This is a genomic window from Lactobacillus sp. ESL0703 (genome assembly GCF_029433435.1).
Lineage (GTDB): Bacteria > Bacillota > Bacilli > Lactobacillales > Lactobacillaceae > Lactobacillus.
Map to the genome: position 1 here is coordinate 291,584 of NZ_JAQTIB010000002.1, position 16,461 is coordinate 308,044.

Consider the following 16,461-nt stretch of genomic DNA (forward strand, 5'->3'; position numbering starts at 1 on the left):
AATTAAGACATTTAGAACAATTTTCTAAGTGTCTTTTTTCTTTATTAAAAGACATGACTTGATTAAAAATTTCAGGCGACTAAAATAAGGTTATTAAGTAAAATTATAATCACTTTTCGCTACCAAAAAAGGAGAGTCAATGTTAATGAAACGTAATTTTTTAAAGATGGGTCTGGCGGCGGCCTTAACCCTAACAGGCATTGCTACTGTTGCTCCACAAAAGGCAGTTAATGCAGCAACGCTAAAAGAACCAATTAAGCGCGTACAGATTAATTATTTACCTGGAAAAAGCATTAAAATCTGGACAAATTATGATGGCGGTCGGCCGATTGATTTTAGTGCTAAAAATGAAAGTAAGTGGAACGTTGCTGCTACAGCCGTCGATAAAAAAGGTAAATTATGGTATAAAGTTGGCGTTGATGAATGGATTGAAGCCCGCTATACAACGGAAGTAACGGATGATAACGCTGCTGCTAAACCGCAAGAGCAGACCTCGGTGGCAAAAAAGCCTAAGAAAGCAAAACCAGCAAAAACGCAGGCACCAACTACGACTAAGCCCAAGCCGGCAGCTACAAAACCGGCTAAGGACAAGCCAGCCGCCAATAATACTACTAATAATGTAACCACAGTTGCTAATACGGTAGTGAGTGGTAATGCTAGTCAAAAAGCCAAGTCAGTCGTTAACTTAGCTGAAAGCCAGGTTGGTAAAGGTTATGCCTGGGGCGGCAATGGTCCTGACAATTTTGATTGTTCTGGATTAGTTCAGTATGTCTATAACCAAGCCGGCGGTGTTAATTTGCCGCGAGTGACGACAGATCAGGTCAAAGTTGGTACGACAGTTGATATGAGTCAATTGCAGCCGGGTGATTTGCTTTTTTGGGGTTCGACGGACGCACCATATCACGTGGCGATTTATGTTGGTAACAATCAATATGTTAGTGCCGCAACACCTGAGCAAGGGGTAGTGTTACAGACACTTAGTTCATACTTCTATCCGTCAGTTGCTAAACGAGTTTTACAATAAAATGATTAATAAAAGCAGTTAGTTGATGTTAAGTCAACTAACTGCTTTTTGCTTGTAATTATTTAAATAAGATATTTTTGAAATTGGGCCTGCTTTTCTGGTGCCAGACGAACGGTGACATGAACGCCGTCAGCTTGATATTGCTCGTCCATCACTTGGGCATGTTCGTGCAAGTAGGCTAGTGCCTTGCCATCGGTTAACGGCAATAATAGTTCAAGCTGCTCGTAATTGGCGAAAATTCGTTTGGTAATCAATTGCGCCAACATTTTGATTGAAGCCGGGTCGGTTGCTGAATATAGAATGTCGCTGCCCTCGATTTGCGGATAATTACGGTCGGTCTTGTCAGCCTTGTTATAAGCGGTAATCATCGGAATATCTTTGATGCCGATTTCAGCTAGTACATTCTGGGTAGTGCGGATCATCTGAATCATGTTAGGGTCAGCGGCGTCAACGACATTAATTAGTAGGTCAGCATCTTTTGCCTCTTGCAAAGTCGCTTTGAACGATTCCACCAGATTGTGGGGCAACTTGGAAATAAAACCAACAGTGTCAGATAAGATGAAGCTAAAATTATTCCCCAGTTCAATTCGGCGAACACTGGTATCTAGCGTGGCAAACAGCATATTTTTAACAAATACCTGCTTGTCGCTGTTTTCGTTGGTGAATTCTTGGAGTAAACCATTCATTGTAGTTGACTTGCCGGCGTTAGTGTAGCCTACTAGGGCAACTTTAGGAATGTGGTTTTGGTTGCGGCGTTTAGCTTTGATTTCTTCCTGACTAGTGATTGCCTTTAGTTCTTTTTTAATTGCCGAAATTTGCTTGCCGATAGTTCTGCGGTTCATTTCTAGTTTGGATTCACCGGCACCACGGTTGGCAAACCCACCGCCGGTTGAACCACCATTCCCACGCTGCTGGTCAAGATTATTTTCAGAAGGATGCAGTCTAGGCAGTTCATATTGCAGTCTGGCTAGTTGCACTTGTAATTTAGCTTGCTTTGAGCGGGCGCGACTGGCAAAAATTTCTAGAATTAATTCGGTGCGGTCAATTACCCGTAATTTACTTAATTTTTCTAAATTACGAATTTGGACTGGGGACAGTTCATCATTGATAATCAGTACTTTGGCTTTTAGTCCGTGGGCTAGGTCCTTAATTTCATTGATTTTGCCAAGGCCAAAGTATGTTCCAGCAACAACTTGGACGGCATTTTGGTGTGACTGACCAACGACTTCCATATTATTAGCCATGGTTAAATTGGCCAGCTCAGTCATGTAATAATCAAAGTTAGGGTCGTTTAAGTTGACGCCGGCAATGTAGGCTTTGATTTTTTGAGGTGTGTTATCGATCATTTGTGTTCTTTCTAATGTAATCATTTTAATGGTAGTTAGTTAGCTTAATTGTAGTACAAAAGTGGCTGTCCGCGAAAGAAGTTAAGTTAGACAAAATGTAAACTTTTTATTTAACTAAATTAGTTTTAATTTCTGTCATCTTGATTGAATTAAAAAATTAGGACAAATTTTAGAAATGCAAAGTTAATTATTAAATAGCAGTTATTCATTGTTGAGTAACTGCTATTTATTTTTTACTTGGCAAGAACTAAATAAAGTGTATAATTTATCTTCATAAGGTACCTAACTAAATTGAAAGTAGTTGAAAGGACTTGGAATAATGACACAGAATTTAAGTTACCAGACTGATGCCAAAGTGCAAAAAAATCGCTGGTGGATTTTGGTGGCAGTGGGTTTGTTTACCTTTATGTCAACCTTGGATGGGACAATCGTTAATATTGCGCTGCCCGTAATTAGTAATGATTTGCGGATTTCGATGAGCCAATCAGAATGGGTAGTTTCGCTTTACTTAATTGTTGTCTGTAGTTTTATTCTTTTCTTCGGCAAGTTAAGTGACTTGCAAGGTAAAATTAAAATTTTTCGGTTAGGAGCAATCTTCTTTATCGCCGGTTCGTTGTTATCTGGTTTTAAAGTTAATTTGTTATTTTTGCTGATCGCAAGGGCAATTCAAGCCTTCGGCGCAGCGATGACGATGGCGACCAACAACGGCATTATTACGGAAATTTTTCCGCATACTGAACGTGGGAAGGCCCTTGGGACAATTGGGTCCTTCGTAGCCCTAGGATCGATTGCGGGACCAGGTCTTGGCGGGTTGATTTTATCGCATTTGTCATGGTCATACATCTTTTGGTTGAATGTTCCCGTTGGTCTTGTTGCGGCAATTATTGGTGCCATCTTTTTACCTAAGGACATCACTTTCACTAAGGCACCACTTGATAAAACCGGTTCATTTGCGTTTGCGCTGGGTATGGTCAGCCTGTTTGGCGGGATTTTTCTTGGTCAACAGCTTGGCTTCACGGCAGCAGCAGTTTTATTAATGCTGGCGATTGGCTTACTCAGCTTTTGCTGGTTTGTTTATACAGAAAATCATGCGACTAATCCTTTATTGCGGTTTAGTTTGTTTAAAAATCCCGACTTCTCAGTAAGCTTGCTATGTGCATTATTGATTTTTATTACCAACTTTTTCTTCAACGTTGTGACCCCATTTTATTTGGAAAATGCGCGGCACTTATCGCCTAGTCAAGCTGGCTATATTTTGATGATTTTGCCGCTGGTACAATTATTTGCGGCACCGGTTGCGGGGTCAATTTCTGATAAAATTAGTCCCAAATTGATTACTTTTATTGGGTTGTTGTTACTACTTGTAAGTCAAATTGGTTATTATCTATGTAATTTAACTTCACCGCTTTGGCTCTTTATCGTCAGTATCGCCATTATGGGACTGGGCAGTGGTATTTTTAGTTCACCGAATAATTCACTAGTCATGAGTTCGGTTGAGCAAAAAGACTTGGGAGTTGCCGGCAGTATTAATTCACTTTCCCGTAACTTGGGGATGGTAATTGGTATTTCTAGTGCGACAACTGTTCTGTTTGCGGCAATGAGTGCCAAAAAGGGTGTGCGGGTAACAGAATACTTACCTAAGCAGCCAGAAATTTTTATTTATGGGATGCACATTGTCTTCTTAATTTCGATTATCATTTGTTTGGTAACAGTTATTTTAAGTGACTGGCGTCTATTTAAAAAAGATTAGTATTAATTAGTTAACAAAAAAGAACTTGAAGCTGCATTACAGCTTCAAGTTCTTTTTGCTTTGGGATTTAATCTTGGAAGCCAATCATCAACCCGCCGTTTTCAATATAAAAACCGCAAAGTCCCTTAACTGGACGAATCAATATCTTGGTTTGGGGATATTTGGCAATAATCTTTTCCTTGAGCGAGGTAGCGTCCTTTAGGTTGTGGAAGTGGTCAATAATCACTTCACCGCCATGAAACCCGCGTTCTTCCATGCGGCTGATAACGTCTTTGAGTGCTCGCTTCATGCCGCGGATTTTATCGAGTGGCTCAAGTTTGCCTTCAGTACTTGCTTGGGCAACAATGTTAATCTTTAACATCTGGGCGACTTTGGCTACTGCTGGACTAATGCGGCCATTTAATGACAAATTGTGCAAGGACTGCAGAACGGCCAACAAGTGTGTATGAGTTTGCCAATGGGCGATTTTTTGTTCAAAATCAACAAACCGGACATGATTCTTAATCAAGCGCTGAATTTCGTGCAAGGTCAGTGACAATTCTGGGCCAGCAGACTTGGAATCAACAACGATTATGCGACTTTCAGGGTGATTTTCTTCATAAATCTTTTTTGCTTGGTAAGCTGATGAGTAACTGCCGCTTAGTCCGCTAGTTACCGTCAGCATAATCGCGTGAGTGCTGCCTGCTAGTGCCCTAAGCCAATCATCAATACTTGGACAAGCTGTCTTGCCAGCCTCAGTATTGGCTGCCATGCTAGTGCTTAACTCGTTTAAATCTAGCGTTTCATCATCAACAAAGTTTTGCTGGTTGATAGTGATTGTTAGGGGAACGATTTCAATGTTTTCTTGTTTATTTGATAGTTCGTTAGAACTAGAATCGATAATTATTTTTATTTTATCCATATTAGTATTCCTTATTAAAATAATACTGTTAAATTTACTTTAGCAAAATAGTACTACCTTTCATTTTCAAAAGCTATATTTTTAATTAAATTTATAGTTTTTAGTAAAGGTTTAATTTATTTGTAGATTATCAGGCATAATTGGTTCTATTTGATATAATTATTAAGTGTCATTCTCAATGAAGACTTAAATAAACGATAATTTTAATTTGCAAGTACCCACGAAAATGGTAGATTTGCCGAGTGGAACTTGCTGTCTGAGAATTACGGGTGAAATATCATGGTTAACTTTGAACAAGAACTGGCAAGCTTGAAGCATGCGGTTGACTTTCAACTATATTTACATAGTTCATGGGGTCTAGAATATGAAGTAAATACAGACCAAATGTGGGCAACGGCTAGTTTGATTAAATTGGCGATTGCAGCTTATGGGCAGCAATTATTTCTTAAGCAACCTAATCTTTTAGAAGAAAAAGTCACGTTGCAGCCAGAAGATATTGTTCCGGGTGGGACTTTAAATTTAGTCTCGCCAAGGGTATATACTATCAAGGATTTATTGCAGTTAATGTTAATTCAGTCGGACAATACGGCGACCAATGCACTGCTGACGACGTGGGGCATGGATAAGATTAATGCTTGGCTTAAGAAAAATTATCCCAATGTTTTATTGCAGCGCCGGTTAATGATGCCGCCGACAAATGGTGAAAACTTAGCTAATGCTAAAAGTCTGGGGAAATTACTTCATGCGGCGTTTAAATATGACGATGAATACGCTCAGACCGTGCAGATAAGTATGCAGAACCAAATGTTTTATGACCGGCTGGTTTGGCCAGTGGCAATGGGTGAATATAGTCAAATTAAGTCTTACAATAAGACGGGGGACCTAATTAATTATCAACATGATGCCGCACGCTTAGAATTAGGTGATTCATGGATTGAGTGTGTTGCCATGACTAAATTTACGCCCAATGAAAAGTCCCACGCTGTGCAATTTTTACAAAACGTGGGTCGAGTGCTTTGCCAAATGCTGACGGAACAAAATCCAATCTAAGTTAATTTACATAATCAAAAAGACAGATTTCTAAGGAGATCTGTCTTTTTTTGGCTAAAAATAAGTTTGATTGCACGAATAATTTTACATTTTTGCAAAATTTTCGTGCAATTTTTTTCAAAAAATTTTGCGCGCGCATTTAGCGATTTTTTGAAAGCAGTTCATTTGTGATGAAGACTATACGTTAATCGCTTTTTTGAAAATAAAAATAACAGCGCTTTTACTGGCTGTAGGGTTAAGAGCAATGAGCACTAAAATTGACGCTCATAAATCCGCGTGTTTATAATTGCTCCCTGTTGTGCTTATTAGTTTTTAAAATATTTAGTTAATCATGAAAGGAATTTTCATATGGGACAAGGTACACACTCATCTGTGCACAAAACTTGGCGCGATAACAGATGGCTGATTGGCCTGTCTGTTGTTATCGCTGGAATTGCTGTTGCCACAGCGCAAAATAAAGTTTCGCCGGTAATGAATATGATCATTACGCAATTCCACACCAGTGCGTCTGTTGCTGGCTGGATTAGTTCAAGTTTCTCATTGATCGCTGTCTTGTTGTCAATGACTGCTGCTAATCTTGCTGACTCAATCGGAATTCGCAAAGTCGGTATCTTCGCTTTGATTATTACGATTGTCGGCGGCGTGCTTGGCATGTTTTCAACCAATATCTGGTTCATGCTCTTAACACGAGTTATTGAAGGAACCGGTGTTGGTATCGTTGCTGTTATTGGGCCGGTCTTAATTACCCAATGGTTCAATTCGAAAAACGGATTGAGTATCATTATGGCAATTTGGACATCATGGATGACGATTTCACAAGTAATCATCTTCTTCACGGCGTCACCAATTACCAGCAGCTTTTCATGGCAAGGGATGTGGGGCTTAGCAATTGCCTTCTTAATCGTTGGCTTTGTTGCTTTCTTGCTGTTCGTTCACCAACCACAAGAAATTGTGGAGGAACACGACGGCCGCAAAGATAACCGTTCAACTGCCCGTAAGGTGCTTGATTCAATTAACATCAAGACACAATTTAAGGCAATTAAGGCTGCAGGTAAGTCATCTGTATTCATCGGTATTGCGGCATTCTTCTTTGCTTTATGCTCATTTACGTTTGTTTCTTGGATCCAATCAGTTTGGGTTCAAAATGTACCGGGACTTTTTCGCGGTCAAATCAACACAATGCTTAGCAGCATGTACTTCTTGGAGATTTTCTTCACGATTCTTGCTGGAGTTGTTTTGGACAAGATTAAATCAGAAAACGGTAAGAAGATTTTTGGGATAAGCTGTGCTGTTTTATACGGAATTATTGGTTTAGTAGCCTTTAACTTCATCCACACAACGGCTTTAGCTTGGGCCATTATCATCATTTTCCCAATTTTTGATGGTTCAATTCCGACAACAATTTATTCGCTTGCACCAATGTCTGTTAAGAAGGCACCATTATCAGCTAATGCGATCGGTATTATGAATATCGGTCTTAACGCTGGTACCTTCTTTGCAGCGCCGCTTGCCGGTTCAATTATGAACATGGGTTCAAACATGGTCGGCATTATGTTTATTGTTTCGGCAATTTTAGTTGCTATAGCATTCGGCTTTGTAACGTTGTACGAAGGTAAATAAGCTTATTATTTTTTAAGAAAGGAAGTTAACGATGTTAACGACAAATTACGCATTACCTGGTTATTTAAATTTGGTCTTTATGCAAGCTGGCGCTCGGACTCCTGTTTCTGGTTATGTTTCAGAAGCTTCAATGAACGAATGGCTCCGCTTTAAGACTGATAGTCAAAAGGCAGAAGTTAAGGAATACTTAGCAAGCAAATCTGCTACTGAAATTGCTGAAATGCAAATTCAAGACAATTTGGACCAATTATTTGAGTACATGGACAGAGCCACAATCTCATACGCTGGTTACCAAATGTTAATCACTCCTGAAACTTACACTCACGGTTTTAGTCCAGTTGCTCATGATTACCCATTGCACGAAAACGATAAATTCATGAAGCAATTGCAAGATAAATGTGCTACTTTGGGCGTTTGGCTTGTTGTTGGTGCTTACTACCAATTCGAAGGTGACGACGAAGCAAGAAACGTTGCCATTACTATCAACGATGAGGGTAAAGTAGTTAACATTTACGCTAAAGCTCACCCATGGAACCCAGCTGAACCAACTCACCCAGGAATGGGCGAAGGCTTAATGCCATTTGACGGTCCAGAAGGTTCAAAGATTTCCACAATCATTTGTGCTGATGGTGACTACCACGAAATGTGGGATCTTCCACGGCAAAATGGTGCCAACTTGGTAATTCGGATCTCTGCTTACATGGATCCATACCAAGAAGGAACAATGATTACTAACCATGAAGCTGCTTACCACAACAACTTCTACGTTGCTTACACTAACTTAGCTGGTCGTGATGATGGTTACCAATGGTTCGGTCACTCTGGTCTTTACGCACCGGGTGGAGAATTATTGCAACATTCAGATTCCAAGGACGCTGAAATGTTCATGGCAACTTTCAACCCACGTGAAGCTAGCTACTTACAAAACTCATCAATGATGGGAGACTTAGGTTACTTGAATGACCACCGTGGTGGTGCTAATCCAAATGCTGGTGACCATGATTACATTGGTTTCAAAGGCTTAGATAGCAGAAAGGACTAATACAATGGCAGAATACGTTGTCGCACAATACGATTCACATTACTTTGCACAAAGTTACCGCGAAATGCTTGAAAACAGCAAACGCGGCATGATTAACTTCTTCCCAATTACCAAGGATGAATTAGTCAAGGAAGCTGCAGACTATGATTTACGGCTTGGTAACTACAAGTCAGTTAAATTAGGTCAAGTTATCAGCGAATTTGATGGTCAAGATTACCCATCAGCAACTGCTTTAACTCAAGCTTATGTTCGTTGGACAGGCCTTGGTAAGACCAACTTTGACTTAGAAGCAAAATAATAAATTTCTCTTATATATACACAATTTTCCTAGCATAAACACACTTAAAAAAGCTCCGTAATTCAAATCCGAATTGCGAAGCTTTTTACTTTTGTTTAAACTTATTTAACGTTTAACATTCCTTCTTTAGCGTGAACTAAGTTGGTAATGCAGGCACAATATGGTGTTGGCACGCCGTATTTTTGTCCTTTGCGCCAAACAGCGCCGTTGATGTAGTCGATTTCTGTTGGCCGGTGATTGACTACTAAGTCCTGGTACATTGATGGGTAGTGGTCCATTGTCCAAGTACTTTCAACGTGTTCAACCACTTCTTTGCGGTCAAGATAGACACCTTCGCGTTCAGCAACATCGGCAAATTCATCTACAATGGTGCGTGTAATTGCGTCGGCATTTTGTGCATGACCGAAGTCAACGGTAGTCCCCTCTAACAATGCACAAACGGAGTTAACGACCCCATTAACGCAGGCTTTGCGCCAAATAGAGTACAAGACGTTCTCGCTATAAAGGGCCTCAATCTTTGATTCATTGAAGACATCGACGATTTTTTGGACTTCTTGTTGGCCACTGGCAGCCAAGCATTGCAATTCTGTTGGTCCACTACCATCAAATTTGGTTTCACCAGGAGCTGGCATGCTTGCAGCGTTCATTGTGACACCCATGATGATGTGGTCTTTAGCAACATATTGCTCAAGCACTTCTTCGTGTCCTAGGCCATTAAGCAGGCAAAGAATATAAGTATTTGGTCCAATTACTGACTTAACACTATCAAGCATTGAGCCTAGAGCCATTGACTTGGTGAAAACAATGACAAGATCAACATTGTTAACCTCTTCAGCAATTTCATTTTGCTTATAAATCGGCATGGTAGCAGTAAGAGTTTCGCCGTCAACATCAGCCTTAACGCCGTTTTCTCTAACGGCAGCAATATTCTTATCCCAGCCGTCAACGAGAGTGACATCATTACCGCCGCGCTTCAAAAGCAAGCCGAACCGTAAGCCCATTGCACCAGAGCCGGCAATCACAATTTTCATAATATAATTCCTCCACAAAAACAATAAAATGTGTATGACTTCACTAATTATAATTCTTCTGCTTTCAATGGGCAATATGATAAATATTTAAAATAAATTGCAAATTCCTACGGCAAACTTTGGTTTTAGGTATATCATTAATATTAATTAGTACTATAGATGGAGGGAATATTTAATGGATCATAGAATAGTAACATATCCGGCAATTTTTAAACCACTTGATGATAATTTCTATGTGATTAGTTTTCCTGATGTCAAAGGAGCAATTACCGAAGGTGAAGGCTTGCGCGAATCATTAAAGATGGCGGCCGATACTTTGGCGAGTCGGTTGTATGATAAGGCGGTATTACCTAAATGCAGCGCACTTGATGAGATTGATCCTGGTGATGACGGCTCATTTGTTGCGCTGGTTTCGGCTGATTTGACAGAAGCTTCACGTGATCGAATTAATTATGAAATATAAAAAAGCACTCCTCGCGGAGTGCTCTTTTATTAACTTGTTCCAAAAACTAACTTATAATCCTTGGGAACACAATTATTATATTATATAAAGCTCAAGATTGCTATTGATAAGGGTAATAAATTTCTTGTAGCTGACGCTTTTTAGTGTGAAAAATGTTTTTCTTCTATTATAATGTAATCTCTATTAATTTAGAGTGCTTATTTTGCAAAAAAGCGCTAGTTTAAGGGCTGAATTGACATAAGTGGTGTTAAAGTGCTATTTTTAAGTGGGAGAAAGTTTGGAGTGAACTATGCAAACAATTGAAAATTCTCTTTTGCGCGTCGCAATTGCTGAAGATGGTGCCCAAATGCTTAGTTTGGTAAATCATGGTAATCAGTCTGATTATTTCAAAAGTGATGCTGCGCAGGAGAAGTTGACGGTTGTCTTTCCGAGTGCGGATCAAGGTGAAAATTGGGCGGAGCTCTTACATTGGACTGTTGTCGATAAGGGAGACGCACGTGTTAGTTTGGCTTTGATTGATGATGCGGTAAGCTACAAGAAGTTTCCGTATCATTTTGAAATGATTTTGACTTATGCGCTTGAGGGTAACCGAATTGACCTTAAATGCTATTTAAAGAATAATTCACATAAAGAAATGCCGTTTTCTTTGTCTTTTGTTTTGCCGGTAATTACTGGCTGGACGGTTAAGGAAAGTGTCAATGAAGTTGAATTAACCAATCAGGAGGCAACGATTAAGTTAAATTCTGCTAATTTTGCTTTAACTGCTAAAGGCGAGCAGGTAGTTGCCTCAATTGATAATGCGCTGCTGGCTGGGGACAATGATAACGAATTTCAGTTAACTTTAGCACTTAGTTAAAGATGGTAATGATTTTAATAAGAAGTTGTGAGCAAACCAGCATTGGTTTGCTTTTTTTGCTATAATACATTCATTGTTAATTAATATTTGGGTAAGAAAATGGATCATAACGATAAGCGCAGGAGTAAGAGTCGGGTAGAGTTGCATGCTAAGGACTATCATCGGCGGCGACAAGTTTGGACCTGGCTAATAAGTATTATTGCGGTTGCTGTTGTAGCGGCAGCTGCTTATTCGGCATACGTTTATTATCGAACCAAAACGGCGGTTGATAATACGTACGACAGTAACAATCAAGTCCAGATTAAAAAGGGTGAGTTTAACGGTAAGAAAAAATTTGCCGTCTTATTACTTGGAACTGATACAGGGGCACTAGATCGAACTGAAAAAGTCGGTAATACGGATACGATTATTCTAGCTGTTGTCAATCCGCAAAAGAAACGGTACACGTTGATGTCGGTTCCGCGTGACACAATGGCGCAAATGGTTGGTGCGGAAGAATTTCAAACTGAAAAGATTAATGCTGCCTATGGGATAGGTGGTGCCAAGATGACAATGGCTAGTGTCTCGCAGTTAATCAATGTGCCGATCAAGTACTATGCCTTGGTTAATATGAAGGGAATTATGCGCCTAATTCGTTATGTTGGCGGGATTAATGTCAGACCAACCCTTAGCTTTGAGTATGGCGGCTATGTTTTTAAGAAAAATCAGCTGACCCACATGGGTGGCGGCGGCGCCTTGGCATATTCAAGAATGCGTTATGACGATCCAGAAGGTGATTATGGTCGCCAAAAGCGGCAGCGTCAGGTTATTACAACTTTGATTAAGAAGGCTGTTTCAATCAGCACTTTGACCAAGCTAGATTCAGTGTTGACCTCAATTTCGGGTAACGTTAAGACTAACTTACCGTTTAAAGCGCTAGAAGAAATTGCGCTTAATTATCGCAGCTCGACTGAAAGTGTTAAAAACGATTACCTCCATGGCCATAACGCAACAATCGGGGATGCTTCTTATCAGGTGCAGTCAACTAAAGAGTTGCAGCGCGTCTCTGACTACTTGCGCGGTGAATTGGGATTAACTCTAATGCCAATCAACAATAATGAAACTTACCAGAATAAGCGTAATTCTGCTGGAGGCTTTGACTTTTCTGATCCAGCCACACAGGATTATACTATTTATCAGGATTATCAAGAGCAAAATTCACAGGAGGAAGATGATAATTGATGACACGTTTGTGGTCAATCTTAATTGGTTATGTACTGGGGAATTTGCTGGGTGCAATGTTAATTGGCCGGTTTATTTTTCATCAAGATCCGACCAAAGTCGGTTCTGGTAATCCCGGAACAGCTAATGTCGGTGCTGTTTTTGGTAAAAAATGGGGCATAATTACCTGTTTAGGTGATTTTTTGAAAACTGCCGTTGCACTATTAATAGTTGCTAGTCTTTTCCCAGGGCGCGTTAATTTGGCTTATACAGCTTTAGGGCTGATTCTGGGGCACTGCTTCCCAATTTTAAATAAGTTTCAAGGCGGCAAGGGAGTTGCCGTGGCGGGATTGTTTGCTTTGATTTATGATTTTCCAGCAGGTGTTACTACCTTGCTGATTGCCTTAATTTTGGTGATTATCATGAAGAATCTAACAGTACCGCCGCTGGTCTTTATATTTTTGTTTAGTTGTTATGAATTGACAAAAATTAGGGAAGTCGGCATTATCCTATTAGTGATTGCGCTAATTATGACTTTTAAGTTTAGGCATGATCTTCATGACTTTTTTGTCGGTAAGGGTAAAGAAGTCGATGTTTTATACACAATTAAGAAAAAGTTGGGTATAAAGGTACAATAAGAGATAAAATCAATTTTTAGTGAGGGTATATACTAGAAACATGAATAAAAATAAAAAAACGTTAAAGACTGTGCAGGCCATCTGCCTGCTGGTTGCGACTTTCTTCATGTTAGTACAAATGTTTAACTTACGAGGCATTGCTTCTAGAGCACATTTTTCGTTTATTCGGTTTGTGCCAAATATGTTGTATCACGCAACAATAATGCTTGTCCCAATGGTTTTTGGTGCTGTCTACAGTAAGAAAAAGCAACGTGCAAGTGAGAGTCTTAGGTACTGGCTGTTAGGGGTAACGACCTTAATTGTTTATTACCTGTTATTCTTTATTATTTCGCCAAGTCACTTTAATATGTGGCGTGTATGGGGAATGCTCTTCCCAGTAATTACCAGTACGTCAGTTTTGTTTGCAGGATTAATCTTCAGTTTGCTGGCTCAGCCATACCTGTATGATCTGCAGCACAAGTTAAGTGACAAGCAAAACCTGCTAGTGTTGAGTATCTTAACGGTATTAGGTTTTGCTTTAAGTGCTGGTAATTTAACTTTTCAATATTCGCTTTACGGCTTGTATTTGATTTTGTTCTTTGCTTGGGGAATGTTTCTCGCCAATGTCAAAATTGATGGCAAAATGCTGGGAGCTTCCTTATTTGCCGGCTTAGTTTCTTTCTTTGTCGTTTTAATTGGGGTTCCGGGGTTTGATGCTGTTTATTGGTCACAATTAATTTCTGGTAATGGTGGCGGCGATTGGAACAGGGAATTTTTGAATAATCCCTCATCACCGTTTATGTTTTTGATGGTAGCAGCAGCCTTTTTACTCTTTAAAAAGGTTATTGTTACCTTCAGCGCGCGGGAAATGCGCTACTTTATCCCAGTAATTATTTTCATGGATGCGCCAATTTCAAGCAAGTTCATGAAGGTCTTTACCTTTACCGATTCTTCGACAATTAACAAGCTCATTATGATTGTCTTAATGATGTTAATTGCTTGGGGCTGGTACTTTATCTTGGACCGCTATCTGTTTAAGTGGCGGCCGTTTAAACAGGCACTTGACTATCTCGACCACGAAACTAATTTGGCCAATGTGTGTGAAACTGCTTGGCAAGGCTTTACTAAGTGGGTAGTTACTAACCGCGTTAATCTTTTAACGTGGGGCTGGTTCTACATTTTAAGTTTTGCGTCTTTCTTAATTGAATCCGATAATTTACGTATTCAGATTAGTACGGCCAAAAATATTAATGCAATTGTTTATCTTTTGGGAACCAAATTCTTTGCGATTGTTCTAACGACAATCTTCCTTGATGCCTTGTTCTCAATTCTTTACTTCATTACCACGCGCTACTGGACTTCCAACATGCTGGTCAGCATTATTGGGATTGGCTGGGCTGTTGCTAATAAGATTAAGATGAATTTGCGTGGTGAGCCGATTTATCCAACTGAAATTAGCGAAATAGTTAACTGGAAGACCTTGCTGCCAATGATCGGCAAGGGGATGGTTATTGCTATTTTAGTTGCCCTAGTAGTAGTAATTGTTCTGGACATCTTTTTAGAGAAGAAGTACCCAATTAAAAAGCGCGGTTCATGGAAGCGGCGTGGAATTTGGGCACTGCTCAGCTTGCTGTTATTCTTGACACCATTGCGGTTTAATCACGATGATGGTTTTATTTATTACATTAACCTTGGCTTTGATAACCACCAAAAATTCCGTAACCCTGAACGTGATATTCAGGTTAACGGGCCGGTTTTGAACTTCCTGAATTACATTGATTTGCAAATTATGGATCAGCCAAATGGCTATTCAGCAACGACAATCAATCAGCTAAACCAAAAGTATGCTAAAGTTGCCGCTAAAATCAATAAGATGCGGAAGAATGACGTTAATAAGCAAACCGTAATCTTCAACTTGAGTGAAAGTTTTGTTGATCCATATACTTTCCCAACAATTAAGTTTGACCGTGATGCGCCAAATCCGGTTAAGTTTATTCAGTCGATGAAGAAGCGGTCAACTTATGGCTCGATGCTTAGTGCCGGTTATGGTGGTGGTACGGCCAACATGGAATGGGAGACGCTGACGGGTCTGAACATGGGAATGTTCAAGTCAACGCTGACGCCATACGTTCAAATCGTACCGAATTACAAGTTCTATCCAACAATCGGGATGGACTTTGATTACAAGTCTGCGATTCACCCATTTATTGGGACTTACTACTCAAGAATTGGTGACTATCGGATTTTCAAGTTTAATAAATTTGCTTACTTGGGTTCAGGTTATAAGATTGTTGACCAGAAGAAATTAGGTCACAGCAGCTATAATTCTGATTTCACTACTTATGCCAATGGTTTACGTCAAATTAATTCGCGTAAAGGCGGCCAGTTTATTAATCTGATTTCAATTCAGAACCACATGCCGTATGACAATTGGTATCCAAAGAATGAATACATGGGTAAGATTTCCGGTGACTTGTTCAAGACTGCCGCAGATCGTGAACAAATGGCTACTTATGTTAAGGGTACACAATATACCGACAAAGCAGTTAAGAAGTTTATCAAGCAAATTGATAAGATTAAGAAGCCAATTACCTTGGTCTTTTATGGCGATCACTACCCAAGTATTTTGTCACAAAGTTACACGGCGAAGTATCCGGTACAAATGCACTCAACGCGCTACTTTATTTACTCAAATAAGTATGCTCGTGACCATGGCGCCAAGATGAAGCTGTCAACTAAGGACAATAATTATGTGAATACCAGTGACTTCATTGCCATGATGCTGCAACAGACTGACTCGAAGGTCACACCGTACCAAGCCTTGTTAACAGAAGTTCACAAGGAATTGCCAGCAATTACGATTAATTTTGCTGGCGACAAGGGCTTCAACTTAGTTAACCGTAAGGGTGAAATGGTTGATCCAAAGAAATTAACGAAGAAGCAACAAAAGCTGCTTGCTGATTACGAAATGATTCAGTATGACATGACTTCGGGTAAGGCATATGGCTTGAAGGCAAAGGGCTTTTACAAATAATTAAAAAATAATGTTGACTAATTAATAAAAAATTAGTATTATGCATTTAACATCATGATGAAGTAGCACTTCGATTCAGCGATCAGAGAACTAGCGGTTGGTGTGAGCTAGACAGGTCGAAGGTGACGAAATACGAGTTGGGTGGTTCCCGTAAAGACCAGACAAGGCACTGTAATAGGTGTAAACGTGGGTGGTACCACGGCTAAAAAGCAATTTAGTCGTCCCTAGA

At 39.8% G+C, this 16,461-nt stretch carries 14 protein-coding genes; 11 read left to right on the forward strand and 3 right to left on the reverse strand.

What is annotated here, in order from left to right:
- Positions 1-145 precede the first annotated feature (145 nt).
- The gene (locus tag PT278_RS03870; protein WP_277130447.1) at positions 146-1,024 is read left to right on the forward strand and encodes a C40 family peptidase; all 879 of its coding nucleotides are present in this window, start codon (positions 146-148) and stop codon (positions 1,022-1,024) included.
- Between the two features lie 62 nt (positions 1,025-1,086).
- Here the strand turns inward: PT278_RS03870 and hflX are convergent, their stop codons facing one another.
- Entirely contained in the window at positions 1,087-2,370 is a 1,284-nt protein-coding gene (gene hflX / locus PT278_RS03875) for a GTPase HflX (RefSeq protein ID WP_277130448.1), read from the reverse strand.
- Between the two features lie 319 nt (positions 2,371-2,689).
- Here hflX and PT278_RS03880 point away from each other — a divergent pair, with 319 nt between their 5' ends.
- Positions 2,690-4,120 carry an MFS transporter gene (locus PT278_RS03880; protein ID WP_277130449.1) on the forward strand — a complete coding sequence of 477 codons (1,431 nt, stop codon included), beginning with the start codon at positions 2,690-2,692 and terminating at the stop codon, positions 4,118-4,120.
- Between the two features lie 67 nt (positions 4,121-4,187).
- On the opposite strand, the gene PT278_RS03885 is transcribed toward PT278_RS03880, so the two are convergent.
- On the reverse strand, positions 4,188-5,021 hold the full coding sequence (locus PT278_RS03885; RefSeq protein ID WP_277130450.1) for a DegV family protein: 834 nt from the start codon (positions 5,019-5,021) through the stop codon (positions 4,188-4,190).
- Positions 5,022-5,300: 279 nt separating this feature from the next.
- On the opposite strand from PT278_RS03885, the gene PT278_RS03890 reads away from it, so the two are divergent.
- From PT278_RS03890 to PT278_RS03905, 4 genes are all read left to right on the forward strand, one after another.
- Complete coding sequence (locus PT278_RS03890; protein ID WP_277130451.1) at positions 5,301-6,071, forward strand: serine hydrolase; 771 nt, start codon at positions 5,301-5,303, stop codon at positions 6,069-6,071.
- A gap of 348 nt (positions 6,072-6,419) precedes the next feature.
- On the forward strand, positions 6,420-7,691 hold the full coding sequence (locus tag PT278_RS03895) for an MFS transporter (protein WP_277130452.1): 1,272 nt from the start codon (positions 6,420-6,422) through the stop codon (positions 7,689-7,691).
- A gap of 31 nt (positions 7,692-7,722) precedes the next feature.
- Positions 7,723-8,733, forward strand: a complete 1,011-nt coding sequence (locus tag PT278_RS03900; RefSeq protein WP_277130453.1) for a nitrilase-related carbon-nitrogen hydrolase — start codon at positions 7,723-7,725, stop codon at positions 8,731-8,733.
- Between the two features lie 4 nt (positions 8,734-8,737).
- Positions 8,738-9,031 carry a hypothetical protein gene (locus tag PT278_RS03905; protein ID WP_277130454.1) on the forward strand — a complete coding sequence of 98 codons (294 nt, stop codon included), beginning with the start codon at positions 8,738-8,740 and terminating at the stop codon, positions 9,029-9,031.
- A gap of 101 nt (positions 9,032-9,132) precedes the next feature.
- Here the strand turns inward: PT278_RS03905 and PT278_RS03910 are convergent, their stop codons facing one another.
- The gene (locus PT278_RS03910) at positions 9,133-10,062 is read right to left on the reverse strand and encodes a 2-dehydropantoate 2-reductase (protein WP_277130455.1); all 930 of its coding nucleotides are present in this window, start codon (positions 10,060-10,062) and stop codon (positions 9,133-9,135) included.
- A 175-nt stretch (positions 10,063-10,237) separates the two neighbouring features.
- Here PT278_RS03910 and PT278_RS03915 point away from each other — a divergent pair, with 175 nt between their 5' ends.
- The 5 genes from PT278_RS03915 to PT278_RS03935 all read left to right on the forward strand — a co-directional run bounded on the left by PT278_RS03915 (position 10,238) and on the right by PT278_RS03935 (position 16,232).
- Complete coding sequence (locus tag PT278_RS03915; RefSeq protein WP_277130456.1) at positions 10,238-10,525, forward strand: type II toxin-antitoxin system HicB family antitoxin; 288 nt, start codon at positions 10,238-10,240, stop codon at positions 10,523-10,525.
- A 289-nt stretch (positions 10,526-10,814) separates the two neighbouring features.
- On the forward strand, positions 10,815-11,381 hold the full coding sequence (locus PT278_RS03920) for an aldose epimerase (RefSeq protein WP_277130457.1): 567 nt from the start codon (positions 10,815-10,817) through the stop codon (positions 11,379-11,381).
- A 99-nt stretch (positions 11,382-11,480) separates the two neighbouring features.
- On the forward strand, positions 11,481-12,602 hold the full coding sequence (locus tag PT278_RS03925) for an LCP family protein (protein ID WP_277130458.1): 1,122 nt from the start codon (positions 11,481-11,483) through the stop codon (positions 12,600-12,602).
- Positions 12,602-13,219 (forward strand): glycerol-3-phosphate acyltransferase, encoded by a 618-nt coding sequence (locus tag PT278_RS03930; protein ID WP_277130459.1) that lies wholly within the window; start codon positions 12,602-12,604, stop codon positions 13,217-13,219. Before PT278_RS03925 ends, PT278_RS03930 begins: the two co-directional genes overlap by 1 nt.
- Positions 13,220-13,259: 40 nt before the next feature.
- Positions 13,260-16,232, forward strand: a complete 2,973-nt coding sequence (locus tag PT278_RS03935) for an LTA synthase family protein (RefSeq protein ID WP_277130460.1) — start codon at positions 13,260-13,262, stop codon at positions 16,230-16,232.
- Positions 16,233-16,461 lie beyond the last annotated feature (229 nt).

Bases quoted from the DNA above. Each gene is read 5' to 3' on its own strand.
- PT278_RS03890 (WP_277130451.1), top strand. From the start codon at position 5,301: ATGGTTAACTTTGAACAAGAACTGGCAAGCTTGAAGCATGCGGTTGAC.
- PT278_RS03885 (WP_277130450.1), bottom strand. From the start codon at position 5,021: ATGGATAAAATAAAAATAATTATCGATTCTAGTTCTAACGAACTATCA.
- PT278_RS03935 (WP_277130460.1), top strand. From the start codon at position 13,260: ATGAATAAAAATAAAAAAACGTTAAAGACTGTGCAGGCCATCTGCCTG.
- PT278_RS03870 (WP_277130447.1), top strand. From the start codon at position 146: ATGAAACGTAATTTTTTAAAGATGGGTCTGGCGGCGGCCTTAACCCTA.
- PT278_RS03895 (WP_277130452.1), top strand. From the start codon at position 6,420: ATGGGACAAGGTACACACTCATCTGTGCACAAAACTTGGCGCGATAAC.
- PT278_RS03930 (WP_277130459.1), top strand. From the start codon at position 12,602: ATGACACGTTTGTGGTCAATCTTAATTGGTTATGTACTGGGGAATTTG.
- PT278_RS03900 (WP_277130453.1), top strand. From the start codon at position 7,723: ATGTTAACGACAAATTACGCATTACCTGGTTATTTAAATTTGGTCTTT.
- PT278_RS03915 (WP_277130456.1), top strand. From the start codon at position 10,238: ATGGATCATAGAATAGTAACATATCCGGCAATTTTTAAACCACTTGAT.
- PT278_RS03880 (WP_277130449.1), top strand. From the start codon at position 2,690: ATGACACAGAATTTAAGTTACCAGACTGATGCCAAAGTGCAAAAAAAT.
- PT278_RS03905 (WP_277130454.1), top strand. From the start codon at position 8,738: ATGGCAGAATACGTTGTCGCACAATACGATTCACATTACTTTGCACAA.
- PT278_RS03925 (WP_277130458.1), top strand. From the start codon at position 11,481: ATGGATCATAACGATAAGCGCAGGAGTAAGAGTCGGGTAGAGTTGCAT.
- hflX (WP_277130448.1), bottom strand. From the start codon at position 2,370: ATGATCGATAACACACCTCAAAAAATCAAAGCCTACATTGCCGGCGTC.
- PT278_RS03920 (WP_277130457.1), top strand. From the start codon at position 10,815: ATGCAAACAATTGAAAATTCTCTTTTGCGCGTCGCAATTGCTGAAGAT.
- PT278_RS03910 (WP_277130455.1), bottom strand. From the start codon at position 10,062: ATGAAAATTGTGATTGCCGGCTCTGGTGCAATGGGCTTACGGTTCGGC.